The 17857-nt window shown below is 70.9% G+C and carries 14 protein-coding genes; 5 read left to right on the top strand and 9 right to left on the bottom strand.

What is annotated here, in order from left to right; genetic code table 11:
• The first annotated feature begins 249 nt into the window (after positions 1 to 249).
• Positions 250 to 1383 carry an inositol-3-phosphate synthase gene (locus OHB01_RS32350; RefSeq protein ID WP_142652697.1) on the top strand — a complete coding sequence of 378 codons (1134 nt, stop codon included), beginning with the start codon at positions 250 to 252 and terminating at the stop codon, positions 1381 to 1383.
• Positions 1384 to 1452: 69 nt separating this feature from the next.
• Here OHB01_RS32350 and OHB01_RS32345 read toward each other — a convergent pair whose 3' ends face one another.
• Together OHB01_RS32345 and OHB01_RS32340 are read right to left on the bottom strand one after the other, a co-directional pair.
• Positions 1453 to 3165: a cellulose binding domain-containing protein gene (locus OHB01_RS32345; RefSeq protein ID WP_328709846.1), complete on the bottom strand. Its 1713-nt coding sequence runs from the start codon at positions 3163 to 3165 to the stop codon at positions 1453 to 1455.
• 92 nt (positions 3166 to 3257) lie between these two features.
• Complete coding sequence (locus OHB01_RS32340) at positions 3258 to 4724, bottom strand: endo-1,4-beta-xylanase (protein ID WP_147945506.1); 1467 nt, start codon at positions 4722 to 4724, stop codon at positions 3258 to 3260.
• A 1063-nt stretch (positions 4725 to 5787) separates the two neighbouring features.
• Here OHB01_RS32340 and OHB01_RS32335 point away from each other — a divergent pair.
• Entirely contained in the window at positions 5788 to 7941 is a 2154-nt protein-coding gene (locus OHB01_RS32335) for a family 43 glycosylhydrolase (RefSeq protein WP_328709847.1), read from the top strand.
• Between the two features lie 151 nt (positions 7942 to 8092).
• Here OHB01_RS32335 and OHB01_RS32330 read toward each other — a convergent pair whose 3' ends face one another.
• From OHB01_RS32330 to OHB01_RS32300, 7 genes are all read right to left on the bottom strand, one after another.
• Positions 8093 to 9007, bottom strand: a complete 915-nt coding sequence (locus OHB01_RS32330; protein WP_328854433.1) for an amidohydrolase family protein — start codon at positions 9005 to 9007, stop codon at positions 8093 to 8095.
• A gap of 8 nt (positions 9008 to 9015) precedes the next feature.
• Positions 9016 to 10131, bottom strand: coding sequence for a nickel pincer cofactor biosynthesis protein LarC (larC, locus tag OHB01_RS32325; RefSeq protein ID WP_328854432.1), 1116 nt, complete (start codon positions 10129 to 10131; stop codon positions 9016 to 9018).
• Complete coding sequence (gene larB, locus OHB01_RS32320) at positions 10128 to 10796, bottom strand: nickel pincer cofactor biosynthesis protein LarB (RefSeq protein ID WP_142652720.1); 669 nt, start codon at positions 10794 to 10796, stop codon at positions 10128 to 10130. Before larB ends, larC begins: the two co-directional genes overlap by 4 nt.
• A gap of 94 nt (positions 10797 to 10890) precedes the next feature.
• Positions 10891 to 12147: a nickel-dependent lactate racemase gene (gene larA, locus OHB01_RS32315; protein ID WP_328854431.1), complete on the bottom strand. Its 1257-nt coding sequence runs from the start codon at positions 12145 to 12147 to the stop codon at positions 10891 to 10893.
• On the bottom strand, positions 12137 to 13075 hold the full coding sequence (locus tag OHB01_RS32310; protein ID WP_328854430.1) for an aldo/keto reductase: 939 nt from the start codon (positions 13073 to 13075) through the stop codon (positions 12137 to 12139). Before OHB01_RS32310 ends, larA begins: the two co-directional genes overlap by 11 nt.
• Positions 13072 to 13809, bottom strand: coding sequence for an SDR family NAD(P)-dependent oxidoreductase (locus OHB01_RS32305; protein WP_142652751.1), 738 nt, complete (start codon positions 13807 to 13809; stop codon positions 13072 to 13074). The genes OHB01_RS32310 and OHB01_RS32305 overlap by 4 nt, the downstream gene beginning before the upstream one ends.
• A 115-nt stretch (positions 13810 to 13924) precedes the next feature.
• On the bottom strand, positions 13925 to 14773 hold the full coding sequence (locus OHB01_RS32300; RefSeq protein ID WP_147945557.1) for a fumarylacetoacetate hydrolase family protein: 849 nt from the start codon (positions 14771 to 14773) through the stop codon (positions 13925 to 13927).
• A gap of 167 nt (positions 14774 to 14940) precedes the next feature.
• Between OHB01_RS32300 and OHB01_RS32295 the strand changes: the two genes are divergently transcribed.
• From OHB01_RS32295 to larE, 3 genes are read left to right on the top strand one after another with little or no spacing between them, the layout of a single operon-like run.
• Positions 14941 to 16233, top strand: coding sequence for an L-fuconate dehydratase (locus tag OHB01_RS32295; protein WP_328854429.1), 1293 nt, complete (start codon positions 14941 to 14943; stop codon positions 16231 to 16233).
• Between the two features lies 1 nt (position 16234).
• Complete coding sequence (locus OHB01_RS32290) at positions 16235 to 16948, top strand: FadR/GntR family transcriptional regulator (protein ID WP_142651605.1); 714 nt, start codon at positions 16235 to 16237, stop codon at positions 16946 to 16948.
• Complete coding sequence (gene larE, locus OHB01_RS32285; protein WP_205831098.1) at positions 16941 to 17810, top strand: ATP-dependent sacrificial sulfur transferase LarE; 870 nt, start codon at positions 16941 to 16943, stop codon at positions 17808 to 17810. Before OHB01_RS32290 ends, larE begins: the two co-directional genes overlap by 8 nt.
• Positions 17811 to 17857: the final 47 nt, after the last annotated feature.

Raw genomic sequence — 17857 nt, 5'->3', positions numbered from 1 at the left:
GCCGCCGCCCGGTGGAGCGGACCCATCCCGAAGTAGATCCGCGCTGAGCGATTCACCCCCCATGCCGATCCGCGCTGAGCCGATTCACCCCCCACGCCGATCCACCCCCCACGCTGATTCACCCCCGATCAGGCACACTCTGCGCCGCTTCACCCTGATGCGTTTCACCCTGCGCCGATTCACCCTGCGCCGATTCACATTGAGCAGCACCCGCACCATCCCGGCCGACCGGCCGGGGAGAGGAGACAGATGAAAACCGGAGTATGGCTGATAGGAGCACGCGGGTCGGTCGCGGTCACCAGCATGCTCGGGGCGTCTGCGGTGCGGGCGGGCCTGGCCGAGCCGACCGGATGCGTCCTCGAGTCGCCCGAGCTGCACAGCGACGCCCTCCCCGCCATAGGCGACCTGGTCTTCGGCGGCCACGACATCTCCTCGATCCCCCTGGTCAAGAAGGCCGCCGCGCTGGCCGAGGCGGGAATCGTCCCGGCCCGGCTCGCCGGTGCCGTGCAGGACGCGCTGCTCGAAATCGAGCAGGATGTGCGGCCCCTGCCGCTCCACGAGAACCAGGCCGGGGTCGCGGACGCCATCGGCGCCGACCTGGACCGGTTCCGCCGCCGGCACGGGCTGGACCACGTCGTCGTGATCAACGTCTCGACCACGGAACCCGCGCCGCCGCCCCATCCCGCCCACGCCGATCTCGACGCGCTGCGGGCCGCGCTCGACGGCCCGGAGCCCGTCCTGCCGCCCAGCGCCCTGGCCGCCTACGCCGCCCTGCGCGCCGGCTGCCCGTACGTCGACTTCACGCCGTCCACCGGCGCCCGGCTGCCCGCCCTCGACGCCCTGGCCCGAGTGCAGGGGCTGCCGTACGCCGGTCACGACGGCAAGACAGGTGAGACCCTGGTCAAGTCGGTGCTCGCCCCGATGTTCCGGCTGCGCAACCTGAAAGTGCGCGCCTGGTCGGGCACCAACCTGCTGGGCGGCGGCGACGGCGCGAACCTCGCCGAGCCGGCGGCCAACGCGGCCAAGTCGGCCAGCAAGCAGCGCGTGCTGCGCGAGACGCTCGGTTACACCCCGCAGGGCGACACCCGGATCGACTTCGTCGAGGACCTCGACGACTTCAAGACGGCGTGGGACCTGATCTCCTTCGAGGGCTTCCTCGGCACGCGCATGCGCATGGAGTTCACCTGGCACGGCTGCGACTCGGCGCTGGCCGCGCCGCTGGTCCTGGACCTGGCCCGGCTGACGGCGGCCGCCCAGCAGGCCGGGTGTACGGGCCCGCTCACCGAGCTGGCCTTCTTCTTCAAGGACCCCCTCGGGGAGGTGCCCCACGCGCTTGCCGAGCAGTGGCGGGTGCTGCGCGCCTTCGTGTCCGCGCTCGGATGATCCTCCGCCGCTGCCCCGGACCGGTGAGTCCGGGGCAGCGGCGGGGTCAGGTCGACGTCGCGGCCTCGGTCAGGCCACGACGCAGGGCACGCCGTTGAGGGTGAAGGCGGTCGGTTTGGCCGTGTTGCCGGTGTGGGTGGCCTGGAAACCGATGTCGACGGTGGCTCCGGGGGCGATCGTGCCGTTGTAGCTGACATTGCTGGCGCTCACCTGGCCGCTTGAGGGCGAATAGGTGGCGTTCCAGCCCGAGGTGATCGACTGCCCGGAGGGCAGGGTGAAGCTCAGCGTCCAGCCGCTGATCGTGGAGGTCCCGGTGTTGGTGATGCTGATCGCGGCCGTGAAGCCGGTGTCCCAGGCGTTCATCGTGTAGGTGACCCGGGGCCCGGTGCCGGTGCCGCCACTGGGCGACGGGCTCGGCGAGGGGCTCCGCGCCGGGCTCGGCGACACGACGGGCGACGGGGAGGGCGAGGGGCCTCCGCCGCTCAGGCTGGTCACGAACGTCGTCATGCTGCGGGCCGGGAGCGTGACGGTCAGTGAGCCGTTCGACATCGTGGTCTGCGCCTGGGGAGCGACGTTCCTGCTCGCGTCGGTCAGCCAGGACGAGACGGCGGCCGAGCCGGCGTTGGCCACGGTGAACTGCTGGCTCACCGCGGAGGTCCCCTTGTTGATGGCGACGATGACGACGGTGTCGTCGTTCCGGTACGCCGAGACGTAGACGTTGGACGCGGGGTTGGCCGTCGCGTCGATCCGTACGTATCCGGGGCGGACGAACCTGGCGAACTGCGCCATGATGGCGCCGCGCTTGCTGAGCTGGCCGTCCTCGCGCATGGGGCCGTAGCTGCGCCGGATGTACCACCAGACGTACGCCTGGAACTCGGCCTCCACCATGGCGCGGTGCATGTGTTCACCCACGTCGAGCGCCTGGGGCCAGGTGTCCGCCGAGTCGGAGCTGTTGGGGTAGTAGACCTCGGTCATCCAGAGGTCCTTGCCGGCGCCCTTCTGCTTGAAGAGCGGATAGGGGAAGTTCGAATACGGCGTGCCGTAGAGGTGCGCCCCGATGATGTCCACGTTGGCGAGCGCCGTGGAGTCGTTGAGGATCGGGTCCGACATGCTCTTGACGTACTGGAACGACTCGGGCGCGATGACCCGGGTGTTGATAGAGCCGGCGTTCTCACGCAGGAACCGGACGATTTCAGTGGACGTCCACCACGTCCAGTCGTGCGCGTAATCGGGCTCGTTCTGCACGGATATGGCGTACAGATTCACCCCGTTGTTCCGCATGTACGTGCTGAAGGAGTTCAGATGCTGGGCGTACGCCGCGTACTGGTCATACCTGAGACGCTTCGCGTTGGTCTGGCCGTTGCGGTTGAAAGTCTCGACCATGGACGCCGGGGGATTCCACGGCGAGGCGAAGACGATCGCCCCGAGCTCGGCCGCGCGTTTCGCCGTCGCAAGGTCACGGCTCCAGTCCGACTGGTTCTCGCCGACGGGGATCCGCAGGATGGAGAACCCGAGCTTGCCCTCGCCGTTGCCGAACGCGGTGTCCCGCTGGGCGGCGGTCAGGTCGCCGATCCAGGCGGCGTGGGCCATGCCGCCGAAGCCCCGGATGGTCTGCCGCTGCGCCGACGGATTCACGGTCGCGGTGGCCGCCGAGGCCGCCGAGGCCCCCAGGACCGACGTCGCGGCCGTGATGACCGGCAGGGCCCCCACCGTCGCCAGGACGGACCTGCGGCTCAGCAACCGCCGCTCGCCGCTCACGGGCCCATGCTGATCCTGCGTCATGCCTTCTCCTCTTGACTTGTCGGTGCTGATCCGCGCCGACGGGTCCGCGATCCGCCCGGGGCGGCCACGGGGCCGCCCCGGGCGGAGTGGTGTCACACTCGGGTCCACTGCTGGTTGGTGCCGCCCCAGCAGGAGTAGATCTGGAGTTTCGTGCCGTTGGCGGTGCCAGCGCCGATGACGTCGAGGCACTTGTTCGCGCCGACCGCGGTGATGGTGCCGTCGGAGTTGAACTGCCACTTCTGGTTGCTCTGGCCGTTGCAGTCCCAGATGATCACGCTGGTGCCGTCGGCGGTGCCTGCGCCGTTCACGTCCAGGCACTTGTTGCCGTAGACCCGCAGCTCACCGGAGCTCGTCTGCGTCCACGTCTGGTTGCTCTGGCCGTTGCAGTCCCAGATCTGCACCTGGGTGCCGTTCGTCTGGGAGGCGTTGGGAACGTCGAGGCAGCGGCCCGATCCCACGCCCTTGATGGCGTTCCCGTTTCCGGTGGGCGGGGGAGAACTGGACGTCCCGCCGTTGAGGGCGTCGAGGACGGCGGTGTAGGCCTGCTTCTTGTTGAAGTTGCCGTCGAACAGCAGTGGGGTGTCCCCGCTGCGCCAGGACCACTTGTCGGTGATGCCCCACACCGTGATGCCGGTGCAGCGGGACACGGCCATGCAGGCCTGGACGACGCGGCGGTAGGCGTCGGCCTGCGTGGAGCCGGAGCCGCCGACGTCGAGCTCGGTGATCTGGACGTCGACGCCGAGGGCGGCGAACTGGGCGATGTTCTGCTGGTAGTTGGACGGCGGGTTGCCGAAGTGGGACTGCAGCCCGACGCAGTCGATGGGCACGCCGCGGGCCTTGAAGTCCTTGACCATGTTGTAGACACCGCGGGTCTTGTTCGCGTTGGCGTCGTCGATGTTGTAGTCGTTGTAGCACAGCTTGACGTTGGGGTCGGCGGCCCGCGCGGCGCGGAAGGCCTCCTCGATGAAGCCGTTGCCGAGTTTCTGCGTGAAGATCGAGCTCCGCAGGCTGCCGACCGAGCCGCCGTCGGCGAAGGCCTCGTTGACCACGTCCCAGGCGTAGACCTTGCCCTTGTAGTGGTTCATGACCTGGGTGATGTGGTTGGTCATCGCCGAGCGCAGGTCGCTGGCCGACATGTTGTTGTTGATCCAGCTGGGCAGCTGGGCGTGCCAGACCAGGGTGTGGCCGCGGACCTTCATGCCCTTGCTCACGGCGTGGTTGACGATCTGGTCGGCCGAACCCCAGTTGAAGGAGTTGCGGGAGGGCTCGATCGGGCCCCATTTCATCTCGTTTTCCGCGGTGACCGAGTTGAACTCCCGGTCCCAGGTGGCCACGTAGGTCGAGTCGTTCAGGTGCCCGGCCGCGATCGCGGTGCCGAAGTAGCGGCCGCTCTGGGCGGCGGCCGCGCCCAGGGTGCCGGCTGCCGCGTCAGCGGGGACGGATGCCGAGAGTGCGGTGACCGTGCCGAGTGCGCCGAGGGCGCCGGCGATCAGCAGCCGGCGGGTGCCGGCGAGCCTATGCCGTCTTCCGTCGGCGGGTCGTGGGGCTGTTTCGCCCATGCTTGAGCCTCCAACTGCGAAATCGATGAGGGAACGCGGAAAAGACGTCCGCGGGAACACCACGCCGTCGGCCGTCATTTGAAGCCGAAACGGTGGCCCCTGCCGCGCACCACCGATCCGGCAGGAGGAGCCGCCTCCGGGGAGTCAGTCTGGAAATCATCCCGAAACGTGTCAAGAGTGTTGCCTGTAAGTTTCGAAGCAGCTTTCGCGCGCATGCGTCATCTGCGCAGGTGTACGGCGCGAAATGTCGTTCGTAAAGGGCGCGACTTCCTTCGCGCCGCCCACGGATCACGTGGGTCGCGATGAAAGTTTCCCGCGCGCCGGACTCCGGAGGGAGTTCCCGCGTCCACGGAAGAGCAGGTCGGCCGCGCCCGGTCGGCGCGACGACCCGGACGCGGAGGGGCAAGGGTTGACGCGGCGTGCCGCGTCGGGTTTGATCCGCGCTACACCACCACGCACGGGCCGTTCGATGAGAGAGGAGTATTGGTCGCAGAATTGTTAGCGCTAACATCGGCCTCGTAGACCCACATGACTTTCCGGCCGGCACGCGCCCGTCCGCAGCACTTGTGAGCGGCAGACGGCTGTCAAAGGGTTCACGAGCCGGTCGCTGTTTCCACCGTCACGCCTTTCGGCGCGTCGGTTCCGGCGCCGCGAGTTCCGGTACGCCGGCTTTCGGCGCTGAAAGTATGGCGCCGAAAGTATGGCGCTGAGAGTTCGGCACCGAGAGCGTGGCGCTGGTAGTCCGGCGCTGGGCGTATGGCGCCGTCTCTTTGGCGCCGTGACTTCCGGCACGTGAATTCCGGGAGTTCCGGCGCCGCGTTCGACACAAGCGGCGTCCGCCGGCGGGCCGCCTCCGCCGCGTGCCGGGCGACGACCGCCGTCCGCCGATCCGGCCGGGTGCCCTCGGGGGCGACCACGTCGAACCCGCCCCGGCGGCCGATCCGCAGCCCTGCCGTTCCCTTCACCTTCCGGCGAGGCGCGCCCTCGTGCCCTGGCGCGGGCCACGCACCACCGACCGCGCATTGTCCCCATCCCCAGCCGTGTCTCCGCTGAAGGAGAGAAGATGCACCAACCCCCCGTCCGTACGACGAGTGGCCGGCGACGCGCGCCGGCCACCGTCTTCGCCTGCCTGCTGGCGGCGCTCGCGACCGTTCTGGCGTCCGCCGTCACCTGGGTGGCGCCGGCCTCCGCGGCGACCGTCGACACCAACACCTGGTATGTCCTGGTCAACCGCAACAGCGGTAAGGCGCTCGACGTCTACAACTTCTCCACCGCCGACGGCGGGGCGCTCGTGCAGTGGAGCCGCAGCAACGGGAACAACCAGCAGTGGCGGTTCCTCGACTCCGGCGGCGGCTACTACCGCCTGCAGTCGCGCCACTCGGGCAAGGTGATCGACGTGGCCAACCTCTCCACGGCCGACGCCGCCGACGTCGTGCAGTGGAGCGACCACAACGGCACCAACCAGCAGTTCCGGCTCGCGGACTCGTCCGGCGGCTACGTACGGCTGGTCAACCGCAACAGCGGCAAGGTCGTCGAGGTCCAGAACGCCTCCACCGCGGACGGCGGCAGGATCGTGCAGTACTCCGACTGGGGCGGCAACAACCAGCAGTGGCAGCTCGTCCCCGTCGGGAGCGTCTCCGATCCCTCGCCGTCACCGTCGGCCTCGCCGTCGGCGTCGCCGTCAGCGAGTCCGACGAGCGGGTCGTGGCCGCCGTCGTCGACCTATTCCAACCCGGTGTTGTGGGAGGACCTGGCCGACATCGACGTCTTCCGGGTGGACGACACCTATTACTACTCGGCCTCCACGATGCACTACTCGCCCGGTGCGCCGATCCTGCGCTCCTACGACCTGGTCAACTGGGAGTACGCCGGACACTCGGTGCCCACGCTCGACTTCGGGTCCAAATACGACCTGAACGGCGGGCGGGCCTACGTCAACGGGATCTGGGCGTCGTTCCTGAACTACCGCCCGAGCAACAAGACCTTCTACTGGGGCGGCTGCATCGACTTCAGCAAGACCTACATCTACACCGCGACCTCGGTCGAAGGCCCCTGGAACCGGCACACCACGATCAACAAGTGCTACTACGACGCCGGGCTGCTCGTCGACGACAACGACACCATGTACGTCGCCTACGGCAACACCCAGATCAGCGTCGCCCAGCTGTCGGCCGACGGCAAGAGCGAGGTCCGCAGCCAGCAGGTGTTCTCCACCCCCTCCAGCGTGGGCACCCTGGAAGGGTCGCGGATGTACAAGCGCAACGGCGCCTACTACATCTTCCTGACCCGCCCGGCCAACGGGCAGTACGTGCTGAAGTCCACCAACGGTCCCTTCGGCCCGTACGAGATGCGCCAGGTGCTGCTCAACATGGGCGGCCCGGTCTCCGGCGGCGGCGTGCCGCACCAGGGCGGGCTGGTCCAGACCCAAAACGGCGCCTGGTACTACATGGCCTTCCAGGACGCCTACCCCGGCGGCCGCATCCCCGTGCTGGCCCCCATCACCTGGACCTCCGACGGCTGGCCCACCGTCCAGACCGTGAACGGCGCCTGGGGCGGCTCCTACCCCTACCCCAACGTGCCGCGCCCGCCCCGGCAGGTCAAGCCCCCGACCGGGACCGACACCTTCACCGGCAGCCGGCTCGGCCCCGAGTGGGAGTGGAACCACAACCCCGACACCAGCAGATACAGCGTCGGCAACGGGCTGCGCCTGCAGACCGCCACCGTCACCAACGACCTCTACTCGGCCCGCAACACCCTGACCCACCGCATCCTGGGCCCGTCCTCGACCGCGACGATCGAGCTCGACTACGCGTCCATGCGCGACGGCGACCGGGCCGGGCTGGCGATGCTGCGCGACTCCTCGGCCTGGATCGGCGTCAGGCGTGACAACGGCCAGACCCGCCTGGTGGCGACCAACAACCTGACCATGAACAGTAGCTGGCAGACCACCAGCACCGGCACCGAAGTGGCCTCCACGCCCGTGTCCGGCGGCAGGATCTGGCTACGGGTCAACGCCGACATCCGCCCCGGCAGCGGCCGCCAGGCCCGCTTCTCCTACAGCACCGACGGAGTGAACTTCACCTCGTTCGGGCCCGCCTTCACCATGGGCAACGCCTGGCAGTTCTTCATGGGCTACCGCTTCGCCATCTTCAACTACGCCACCCAATCCCTCGGCGGCGCGGTCACCGTCAACCGCTTCGACCTCACCACACCCTGACACCGAAGCCCCCTGACCCCCGAAGCACCCTGACCCCCGAAGCACCCTGACCCATGAAGCACCCTGACACCGAAGCACGCTGACCCGCGGAATCCGGAGTCGGCCGACGCCGGCCGGACGCCTTCGGGCGGTCCGGCCGGCGTCCCGGCGCTCACTCCTCCAGGCGGTAGACCCGGGTCGCCGTCTCGCGGAAGACGGCCTCCTGCTCGGCGGCCGTCAGCCCGGCATCGGTGAGCAGCGCCGAGACGGTCTCGGTCCAGAGGGGCAGGGAGCCGGCGAGAAGACAGACGGGCCAGTCCGAGCCGAACATGAGACGAGACGGGCCGAACGCGTCGAGAGCCACGTCGACGTACGGGCGAAGCGCGGCGGCGTTCCAGTCGTCCCACGCCGCCTCGGTGATCAGGCCGGAGAGCTTGGCCGTGACGTTCGGCTCCGCGGCGAGCTCACGGATGAGGCCCGCCCAGGGGTCGATGCCCCCGGCCGCGATCGGCGGTTTCGCGAGGTGGTCGAGCACGAAGGTCAGCTCGGGCAGGGCACGCACGGTCTCGATCGCGGCCGGCAATTGGTGCGGCAGGACCAGCAGGTCGTAGGCGAGCCCGGCCTCCGCGACCTGCCGAAGCCCCCGGCGTACGTCGTCGCGGGCCAGCCAGCGCGGGTCGGGCTCGCCCTGCACCAGGTGGCGGATCGCGCGCAGCAGGGCGCCGCCGGGAGAGGCGGCCAGGGCGGCCAGCTCGTCGGCGAGATCGGGCCGGGTGAGGTCGGCCCAGCCCACCACCGCCGCGACGGTGTGCGACCGCTCCGCCAGGGCCAGGAACTCGCGCGTCTCCGTCGCGTCGCCCAGCACCTGTACGAGCACGGAGCGGCCGATGCCCGTTCCGGCCGTCGCGGAGGCGTAGTCGGACAGGGCGAAGTCGCGGCGGATCGGCGCCATCTCCGGGGGATCGAGCCACGTCTGCGGGCGCAGGGAGAGATCCCACAGGTGGTGATGCGCGTCGACGCGGGTCGCGACCGAAGGAACGGCCGGAGCCGCCGGGGGAGTCGTCGAGGGAGTCGCAGGGGGAGTCACGTCGGAAGTCACAGCGCGTCGAATGCCTCTCGTGTCAGTTCCCGCAAAGGCCGGCCGGTCGCCCGGGCCAGCGCGGCCAGGTCGTCGTATTCGGGTTTGACCCCCCACGGCCCGTGCTTCATGCGGACGTCCCGGCCGTGCAGGCGTACGGTCTCGACGTGCCGGGGCAGGGCGACCTTCTCCACCACGCCGCGCCGCAGGCCCAGGCTTCCCGTCTCGGCGAAGACCAGGGTCTGCAGGTCGTCGGCCAGCTCAAGGGACGTGAGGACGTGCAGCACGTGCGCGGGGCGTCCCTTCTTCATGACGGCGGGCGTGACCCAGGCGTCCGCCGCGCCCGCCGCGAGGGCACGCTCGATGACGTGCCCGAGGACCTCCCCGGTGACGTCATCGAGGTTCGTGGAGAGCACGATCTGCGTGCTCTCCCCGGCCACGGGCTCTCCGAGCATGGCCACGGTCACGTTGGGCCGGTCGGGCAGCTCGCGGCCGCCCGCGCCGTAGCCGGTGGCGCGCAGGGTCATCTCCGGAGCCGGGCCGTACACCGTGCGCATGGCGTGCAGCAGGGCCGCCCCGGTCGGCGTGACCGCCTCTCCCGCCTCCCCGCCCCGCACCCGTGCCCCCTTCAGCAGCGCGAGCGTGGCGGGAGCCGGAACGGGCAGCACGCCGTGGCGGGTGTGCACGGTGCCGCCGCCGAGCGGCAGCGGCGCGGAGTGCACGCGCGTCACCCGGAGATCGCGCAGCGCCGCCGCGCATCCGACGATGTCGATCAGGGTGTCGTGCCCGCCGAGCTCGTGCAGGTGGACCTCGGCGGGCGGGACGCCGTGCAGCGCGCCCTCCACCTCGGCGATCGCGGTCAGCGCCGACTCCGCCACGGTCAGCCCGGTCCGGGCCGCCATCGTGATCAGTCGCGCGGCCGGGCGCTCGGTGGCGTCGTCGGCGACCTCGATCCGCACGCGGGTGGCGGTCAGCGCTCCGGTGCGCACCCGCTCGGCGTCGAGCCGCCAGCCGGTGAGCCCGGTCTCGGCGACCGCCTGCCGTACGGCGTCGAGCGAGGCCCCGGCGTCGAGCAGCGCGCCGAGCAGCATGTCGCCCGCGAGCCCGGTGAAGGGGTTGAGATAGACGATCACCGGGGCGTCCTCCTCGTGAGGCGGTAGGCCGCGAGCGCGGCGCCGAAGCCGGAGTCGATGTTCACCACGGTCAGCCCGGCGGCGCAGGAGGTCAGCATGGCCAGCAGGGCCGTCACGCCCTCCAGCGCGGCGCCATATCCGGTGGAGGTCGGCACCGCGATCACCGGGGTCTCCACGAGCCCGCCGACGACGCTGGCCAGCGCGCCCTCCATGCCGGCGACGACGATCACGCTGTCGGCCGCGCGCAGGTCGCCGGCCGCGGCGAGCACGCGATGCAGCCCGGCCACGCCGACGTCCCTGACCATGACGGTCCGCAGGCCGAGCGCGGTGGCGACGGCCGCCGCCTCCACCGCGACGGGGCCGTCCGAGGTTCCCGCCGTGACCACGGCCACCGTGTGCTCGACCGGCGGCGCCGGCCGCCAGACCAGCAGCCGGGCGTCCGGGTCGTACGCGCCGCCGGGGACGAGCGCGCGCACCTCGGCGGCCGTGCCGGGTTCGACCCGTGTCACCAGGACCGGTCCGGTGTTCCGGCCGAGCAGAGCGGTGACGATCCCGGCGATCTCGCTCACGCGCTTGCCCGGGCCGTACACGATCTCGGGCAGTCCCTGGCGCGCCTCGCGGCCGAGATCCACGCGGGCGTAGCCGAGGTCGAGCGCCTCGCTCATGCCGGTGTGACGGATCCGGCGGCCGGCGGCACGGCGGTGTGGGGCACGGCTGTGTGGGGCACAGCTGTGTGGGGCACGGCGGTTTGGGGCACGGTCACTCTCCGGCGAGGTAGGGGATCGTCATGGGGCCTTCCGGCAGGACGCAGACCCGCCCGGGCAGGGCGCGGACCGTGGCGGCGATGTCGCCGGTCTGCTCCAGGTGGGCGGCGGCCAGGTCGGCGTCGGTCAGATGCGACGTGTGCATGATCACGCGGGCGTGCCGCTGGATGCGGGCCTGGATCTGGACCTGCCACTGGTCGGGCACGGTCTCGGTGCGGCGGGAGATCTCCTCGAACAGCGCCTCCGGAGAGGCGGCGGAGGTGAGCACGTCCCGATAGGAGCCGTGGCCGGGGAAGCCGTCCCGGCACTCGGCGGCGCAGACGATGGTGCCGCCGGGCTTGACGACCTGGGCGGCGGCGCTCATCCCCTTCACCGACTGGTAGAGGTTCTGGTCGAGCGGGAAGCCCGCGTTCGTCGTCACCACCACGTCGAAGGGCTCGCGGACCAGCCGCATCGCGGCGGCGCGGGCGGCGGCCGTGGCGGCGGCGTGCATCGGCAGCAGGTCGCCGCCGAACGCCCGCACGATCCGCTGCTCCCGGTTGAGCACGACGTCGAGGGCGAAGGTCACGCCGGTCGCGGCGGCGATGGCGCGCACGTCGTCGTGAACCGGGTTGCCCTGGATGACGCCCCAGGTGGCCCGGGGGTCGCCGATGCGGGCCGCGTCGTGCAGCGTGAGCACGGTCTCCAGGGCGGCGAGCCCGGGCGCGACCAGTTTCGGGCCGCCGGAGAACCCGGCGAAGAAGTGCGGCTCGACGAAACCGGTCGTGATCCGCACGTCGGCGTCGGTCCACTCGCGGTTGAGCCAGACCGGCACGTCCTTGCCGTGGCGGCCCATCCACCTCAGCGACGACGCGTCGCGCGCGTCGTGGTTGACGATCCGCACGGCGTCCACGACCTGGTCGCCGAACATCGCGCGCAGCTCGGCGTCGCTGTTGCCGCGGTGGGTGCCGGTGGCCACGAGGATCACGACGTCGTCCAGGTCGATGATCCCGTCCAGCTCGGCCAGGATCGCCGGGATCATCAGGTGCCGCGGCTGGGGCCTCGTGCCGTCGCAGGCGGAGATCGCCACCGTCTGGCCGGGACGCACCCGCTCACGCAGCGGGGGGCCCGCGACGGGTTCGCGCAGGGCCCGGCGCAGCTCGGCGGCCTCGTCCGGCACGGCGGGCCGGGCGACCGGCGCGATGACCGTGGTCCGGTCGTCCGGCAGGTCCACGACCAGGCCGCCGGTGCCGTAGGCGAGATCAACCCGCATGGTCCAGGTCCTCCCAGAGCGCGTCCGGGATGTCCGCCGCCGCCAGCGCCAGGTCCTCGGCGATCTCGTCCGCGCTGCGTGCGCCGATCAGGATGGTGGTGACGGCGGGGTGGCGGTGGGGGAAGCGCAGGGCGGCGGCGGGGAGCGGCACGCCGTGGGAGGCGCAGATGCGTCCCAGCTCTCGTGCGCGTTCGACGACGGCGGGTGGGGCGGCGTCGTAGTCGTAGGTGGCGCCTCCGGCGAGGATGCCGCTGTTGAACACCCCACCGGCGATCACCGCCACCCCGCGCCGCTGGCATTCGGGCAGCAGTTCCTCGGCGGCGGAGCGGTCGAGCAACGTGTAGCGTCCCGCGACCAGCACGGCGTCCAGGTCGGTCTCCCGCACGAACCGGGTCAGCATCGGCGCCTGGTTCATCCCGGCGCCGATCGCGCCGATCACCCCCTGGTCGCGCAGCTCGGCCAGCGCGGGGTAGGCCTGACCGGCGGCCTGTTCCCAGTAGTCGTCGGGGTCATGGATGAACACCAGATCGAAACGATCGAGCCCGGTCCGTTTCAGGCTGTCGTCCAGCGAGCGCAGCACCCCCTCGCGGCTGTAGTCCCGCACCCGCACGAACCCGGTCCGGCCGACGAAGCCCTCCTCCTCGCCCCGGCCCGGCACCAGCACCCGGCCGATCTTCGTCGACACCACCGCCTGCCCGGCCGCGTCAGCGGGCAGGCCACGCAGGAAACACCCCAGACGCTCCTCGGCCAGCCCGCTGCCGTAATGCGGCGCGGTGTCGAAGTAACGGATCCCCGCCTGCCAGGCGGCATCCAGCGCGTGCTCGGCCTGCTCGTCGCTCACCGGCGCGAACAACCCGCCCAAGGGGGCCGTGCCCAGCCCGTACCGCCCCAGCCTGCCCGCCAGAACACCGGCCGCTGCGGCGGTCATGATGTCACCGGCCGCAGGCGCAGACCGGACATCCCGCCGTCCACCGGCAACTCGATCCCGGTGGTCGACCCCGCCCGCGGGCTGGCCAGATACGCCACCGCATGCGCGACCTCCTCCGGCGCCACCAGACGCCCGTGCGGCTGCCGGGCCGCCAACGCCACCCGCTCGGCCTGCGGATCCGGCGCGGCATCCACCAACCGCCCGACCCACGGAGTGTCCACCGTGCCCGGCGTCACACAGTTGACCCGGATGCCCTCACCAAGGTGATCGGCCGCCATCGCCCGCGTCAACGCCAGCACCGCCCCCTTGGACGCCGAATACAACGCCCGCTGCGGCAACCCCGCCGTCGCCGCGATCGAACACGTATTGACGACCGCCGCATACGGCGACTCACGCAGATACGGCAGCGCCGCCCGGGTCACCCGCGCGACCCCCACCACGTTCACATCCAGCACCCGCAGCCACTCGGCATCATCGTTGCCGGCCACCGAGCCCTGCGCCCCGATACCCGCGTTGTTCACCAGCACATCGATCCGCCCGAACCGCCCGGCCACCGCCGCGACCGCCCCCCGCACCGCCCCGTCGTCGGTCACATCACAGACGAACTCGGTGCCCTTCACATCCAGCACCGCGACCCGGGCGCCGCGCGCGGACAGCTCCTCGGCCACCGCCCGGCCGATGCCCGACGCCCCACCGGTGACCACCGCCACCAACCCGTCGAACTCCCCGCTCATGCCACCCCCACGCCTCGCAGCCGGGGGCCGCATGAACCGAACACGCCGCGCCCGCCGCTCCGCCCGCCGCTCCGCCCGCCGCTCCGCCCACCGGTTCGCCCACCGGTTCGCTCGTTCATGCCTGGCCCACCCGCTGGCGCTGACGGCCCAGACCGTCGATCTCCAGCTCCACCACATCACCCTTGCGCAGATAGGCCTGCGGGCCACGCCCCAGCGCCACCCCCGCCGGAGTCCCGGTGTTCACCACATCACCCGCCTCCAGCACCATGAACTGGCTCAAATACCAGATCACGTGATACACCCCGAAGATCTGGTTCTTGGTGTTGCCGTTCTGCCGCAACCGGCCGTTGACCCACAACCGCAACCCCAGCGCCTGCGGATCACCCACCTCATCCGCCGTCACCAGCCACGGCCCCAGCGGATTGAACGTCTCACACGACTTGCCCTTGTCCCACTGACCCCCACGCTCGTTCTGGAACTCCCGCTCCGACACATCATTGGCGATCGCATACCCCGCGATCACCCCCGCCGCGTCCTTCGGAGAATCCAGATAACGAGCGGTGCGACCCACAACCACCGCCAGCTCGACCTCGTAATCGGTCTTCACACTCCGGCGCGGCACCAGCACCTCGTCATCCGGGCCGACCACCGTGTTGGACGCCTTCATGAACACCACCGGCTCACCCGGGATCGGCGCCCCCGTCTCCTCCGCATGATCGGAATAGTTCAACCCGATACACACCACCTTGCCCGGCCGGGCCACCGGCGCCCCCACCCGCTCGAACGGCCCCGCCTCCGGCAACCGGCCCTCCGCCAGCGCCACCCGCACCCGCTCGATACCGCCCCCCGCAAGGAACACACCGTCGATATCACCCGTCACCGACGACACATCCAGCACCCGCCCGTCCGGCGCGAGCACACACGGCCGCTCCTCACCCACCGGACCCACCCGCAACAGCTTCACGATCTTGACCTCTCCGCTGGTTCTCAGGGGCGTACGCGTGGAGAGCCTGTCAGATTCATCGGGTTTAAGTAAAGCCTTCGGCCGGATATCAGGGGGCTTGCCTTGACCTATGGTCGGTGTGATCCTACTGTTCCATTCATATTCATCGGATCAATTGGAGTTCGCCCATGCCGACGATCACCTCGGTGAACGTGATCGACATCAGGTTTCCGACCTCCGCGACGCTCGATGGCTCGGATGCCATGAATCCGGACGGCGACTACTCCGCGGCGTACGTGGTGCTGGAAACCGACGACGGCGACCTGGCCGGGCACGGTCTCACGTTCACGATCGGGCGGGGCAACGACCTGTGTGTGGCCGCCGCCCGGCAGATCGGGGCGCGGCTGGCCGGGCGTGATGTGGACGAGCTGGCCGGCGACCTCGGCGGCCTCTATCGGGAGATCATGGCCGACAGCCAGATGCGCTGGCTCGGGCCGGAGAAGGGTGTGGTCCACATCTCGGCCGCCGGCGTGCTCAACGCGGCCTGGGACCTTGCGGCCCGCCGGGCCGGCAAGCCGCTGTGGCGCTTCGTGGCCGACATGACCCCCGAGGAGCTGGTCGCGGCCTGCGACTTCCGTTATCTGTCCGACGCGCTGACCCCGGCCGAGGCCGTCGAGATGCTGGCCCGGCTCGCGCCCACGCGTGAGGAGCGGATCGCCGAGCTGGCCGAGCACGGCTATCCGGCGTACACCACCACCCCGGGGTGGCTCGGCTACGACGACGACAAGCTGCGCCGGCTGTGCCGCGAGGCCGTCGCCGACGGCTGGACCCACGTCAAGCTCAAGGTCGGAGCCAACGTGGAGGACGACGTCCGCCGGTTGTCGATCGCCCGCGAGGAGCTCGGCGACCGCACGCTCATGATCGACGCCAACCAGGTGTGGGACGTGCCCCAGGCGATCGAGTGGGTCAACCGGCTCGCGGCGTACGAGCCGCTGTGGATCGAGGAGCCGACCAGCCCCGACGACGTCCTCGGCCACGCGGCCATCCGGAAGGCGATCGCCCCCGTCGGCGTCGCCACCGGCGAGCACTGCCACAACAGGGTGATGTTCAAGCAGCTCCTGCAGGCCGGGGCGATCGACTTCTGCCAGATCGACTCCTGCCGGCTCGCGTCGGTCAACGAGATCGTGCCGGTGCTGCTCATGGCCGCCAAGTTCGGCGTGCCGGTCTGCCCCCACGCGGGCGGGGTCGGGCTGTGCGAGCTGGTCCAGCACATGGCCGTGGTCGACTACGTGTGCGTGAGCGGCAGCCTGGAGGGCCGGGTGCTGGAGTACGTCGACCACCTGCACGAGCACTTCACCGACCCCGTCCGCATCGGGCGAGGCCGCTACCTGCTGCCCGAAAAGCCTGGTTACAGCGCTCGTATGCACCCTGAGTCGATCGACGCGTACCGCTACCCTGATGGTCACCAATGGGGAGGCTGACGTGGGCGTCATCGAGACGGCGATCGACACGATCAAGCAGATGATCATCGATGGGGAGCTGCGCCCGGGGCAGAAGCTCCCCGTCGAGAAGATTCTGGCCGAACAGCTCGGTGTCGCCCGCAACACGCTGCGCGAGGCCGTGCGCGCGCTGGTCGCCATGAGGGTGCTGCAGACGCGGCAGGGCGACGGCACCTACGTCACCAGCCTGTCTCCCGATCTGCTGCTCGACGGGATGAGCTTCGTCGCCGACATCCACGTCGACGCCGGCGCGGGGGAGTTCCTGCACGTGCGCAGGATCCTGGAGGCGGAGGCGACGGCGCTGGCGGCCACGCGCATCCCGGACGCCGACCTCGTCCACCTGGGCGACCTGCTCGACGAGGCCGAGACGGTGGCCGCCTGTGATCCTGTCGACCACGAGAAACTGGTCGCCCTCGACCAGGACTTCCACGCGCTCATCGCCTCCCATTGCGGCAACGCCGTCCTCGCCGCCGTCATCCAGAACATGTCGGGCCGCACCGTACGAGCCCGGATCTGGCGCGGCATGAGCGACCCCGAGGCCGTTCACCGCACCCTCCGGGAGCACCGGGCCGTCCATCGGGCTCTGCTCGCGCGGGACTCCGAGCGGGCCAGGCTCCACGCCGCCCTGCACGTCCTCGGCGTCGAGGAGAGCCTCGCCGGCTCGCGTCCCTTCACAGGAGAGACCACCCATGACTGATCGTCCCGGTTCCGGGGGAGACACGCCGTCGTCCGCCGGCCGGGTGGACGTGGCGGGCGACGCCATGGACCGGCTGACGGCCCGGCTACGCGATGAGGACGCCGTCGTCGTCGCCTATTCCGGCGGCGCCGACTCCGCGCTGCTCGCCTTCGCCGCCGCGAAGGTGCTCGGAAGGCGCGCACTGGCCGTCACCGCCGTCTCCCCGAGCCTGGCCGCCTCCGAGCGGGCCGCCGCCCGCGACTTCGCGCGCGCCCACGGCCTGGCCCATCTGGAGGTGTGCACGGACGAGGGCGACAGGCCCGAATACGCCGCCAACGGCGCCGACCGCTGCTACCACTGCAAGTCGGCGCTGTTCGACGCGCTCACTCCACTCGCCGCCGCCATGGGCGCCCGGATCGCGCTCGGCACCAACCTCGACGACCTCGGCGACCACCGGCCCGGGCAGCGGGCCGCGGCCGAGCGCGGGGCCATCGCGCCGCTGGTGGACGCCGGGCTCACCAAGGCCGACGTCCGCGCGGTCAGCCGGAGACTCGGCCTGGTCACCGCGGACAAGCCCGCCGCGCCCTGCCTGGCCTCCCGGGTGAGCTACGGCGACCCGGTCACGCCGGAGATCCTGCACAGGATCGAGACCGCCGAGGCCGCGCTGCGCGATCTCGGCTTCCCGGTGTGCCGGGTGCGTGCCCACGCAGGCGGCACACTCGCCCGGGTCGAGGTTCCGGGCGCCGACATCCCGCGCGCGTGCGAGCTGCGCGAGCGCGTCGACGCCGCGGTCCGCGGCGCCGGGTTCACCTTCTGCTCGCTGGACCTGTCCGGTTTCGCGTCCGGGCGCCTCAACGCGCTGCTGCCGCTGCTCCCTTCGTGACGCGCACGTCCGCCTGACCGGAGCCGTACGCGGCGAGGAGAGGAGAG

Source organism: Microbispora hainanensis, assembly GCF_036186745.1.
Taxonomy (GTDB): Bacteria; Actinomycetota; Actinomycetes; order Streptosporangiales; family Streptosporangiaceae; genus Microbispora.
Note: the sequence above shows the minus strand (reverse complement) of the source record. Positions and strands in the feature narration are given on the sequence as shown.

Excerpts from the sequence above, each read along its gene's own strand:
- OHB01_RS32350 (WP_142652697.1), top strand. The coding sequence starts at position 250 with ATGAAAACCGGAGTATGGCTGATAGGAGCACGCGGGTCGGTCGCGGTC.
- OHB01_RS32345 (WP_328709846.1), bottom strand. The coding sequence starts at position 3,165 with ATGACGCAGGATCAGCATGGGCCCGTGAGCGGCGAGCGGCGGTTGCTG.
- OHB01_RS32340 (WP_147945506.1), bottom strand. The coding sequence starts at position 4,724 with ATGGGCGAAACAGCCCCACGACCCGCCGACGGAAGACGGCATAGGCTC.
- OHB01_RS32335 (WP_328709847.1), top strand. The coding sequence starts at position 5,788 with ATGCACCAACCCCCCGTCCGTACGACGAGTGGCCGGCGACGCGCGCCG.
- larB (WP_142652720.1), bottom strand. The coding sequence starts at position 10,796 with ATGAGCGAGGCGCTCGACCTCGGCTACGCCCGCGTGGATCTCGGCCGC.
- larA (WP_328854431.1), bottom strand. The coding sequence starts at position 12,147 with ATGCGGGTTGATCTCGCCTACGGCACCGGCGGCCTGGTCGTGGACCTG.
- OHB01_RS32310 (WP_328854430.1), bottom strand. The coding sequence starts at position 13,075 with ATGACCGCCGCAGCGGCCGGTGTTCTGGCGGGCAGGCTGGGGCGGTAC.
- OHB01_RS32305 (WP_142652751.1), bottom strand. The coding sequence starts at position 13,809 with ATGAGCGGGGAGTTCGACGGGTTGGTGGCGGTGGTCACCGGTGGGGCG.
- OHB01_RS32295 (WP_328854429.1), top strand. The coding sequence starts at position 14,941 with ATGCCGACGATCACCTCGGTGAACGTGATCGACATCAGGTTTCCGACC.
- larE (WP_205831098.1), top strand. The coding sequence starts at position 16,941 with ATGACTGATCGTCCCGGTTCCGGGGGAGACACGCCGTCGTCCGCCGGC.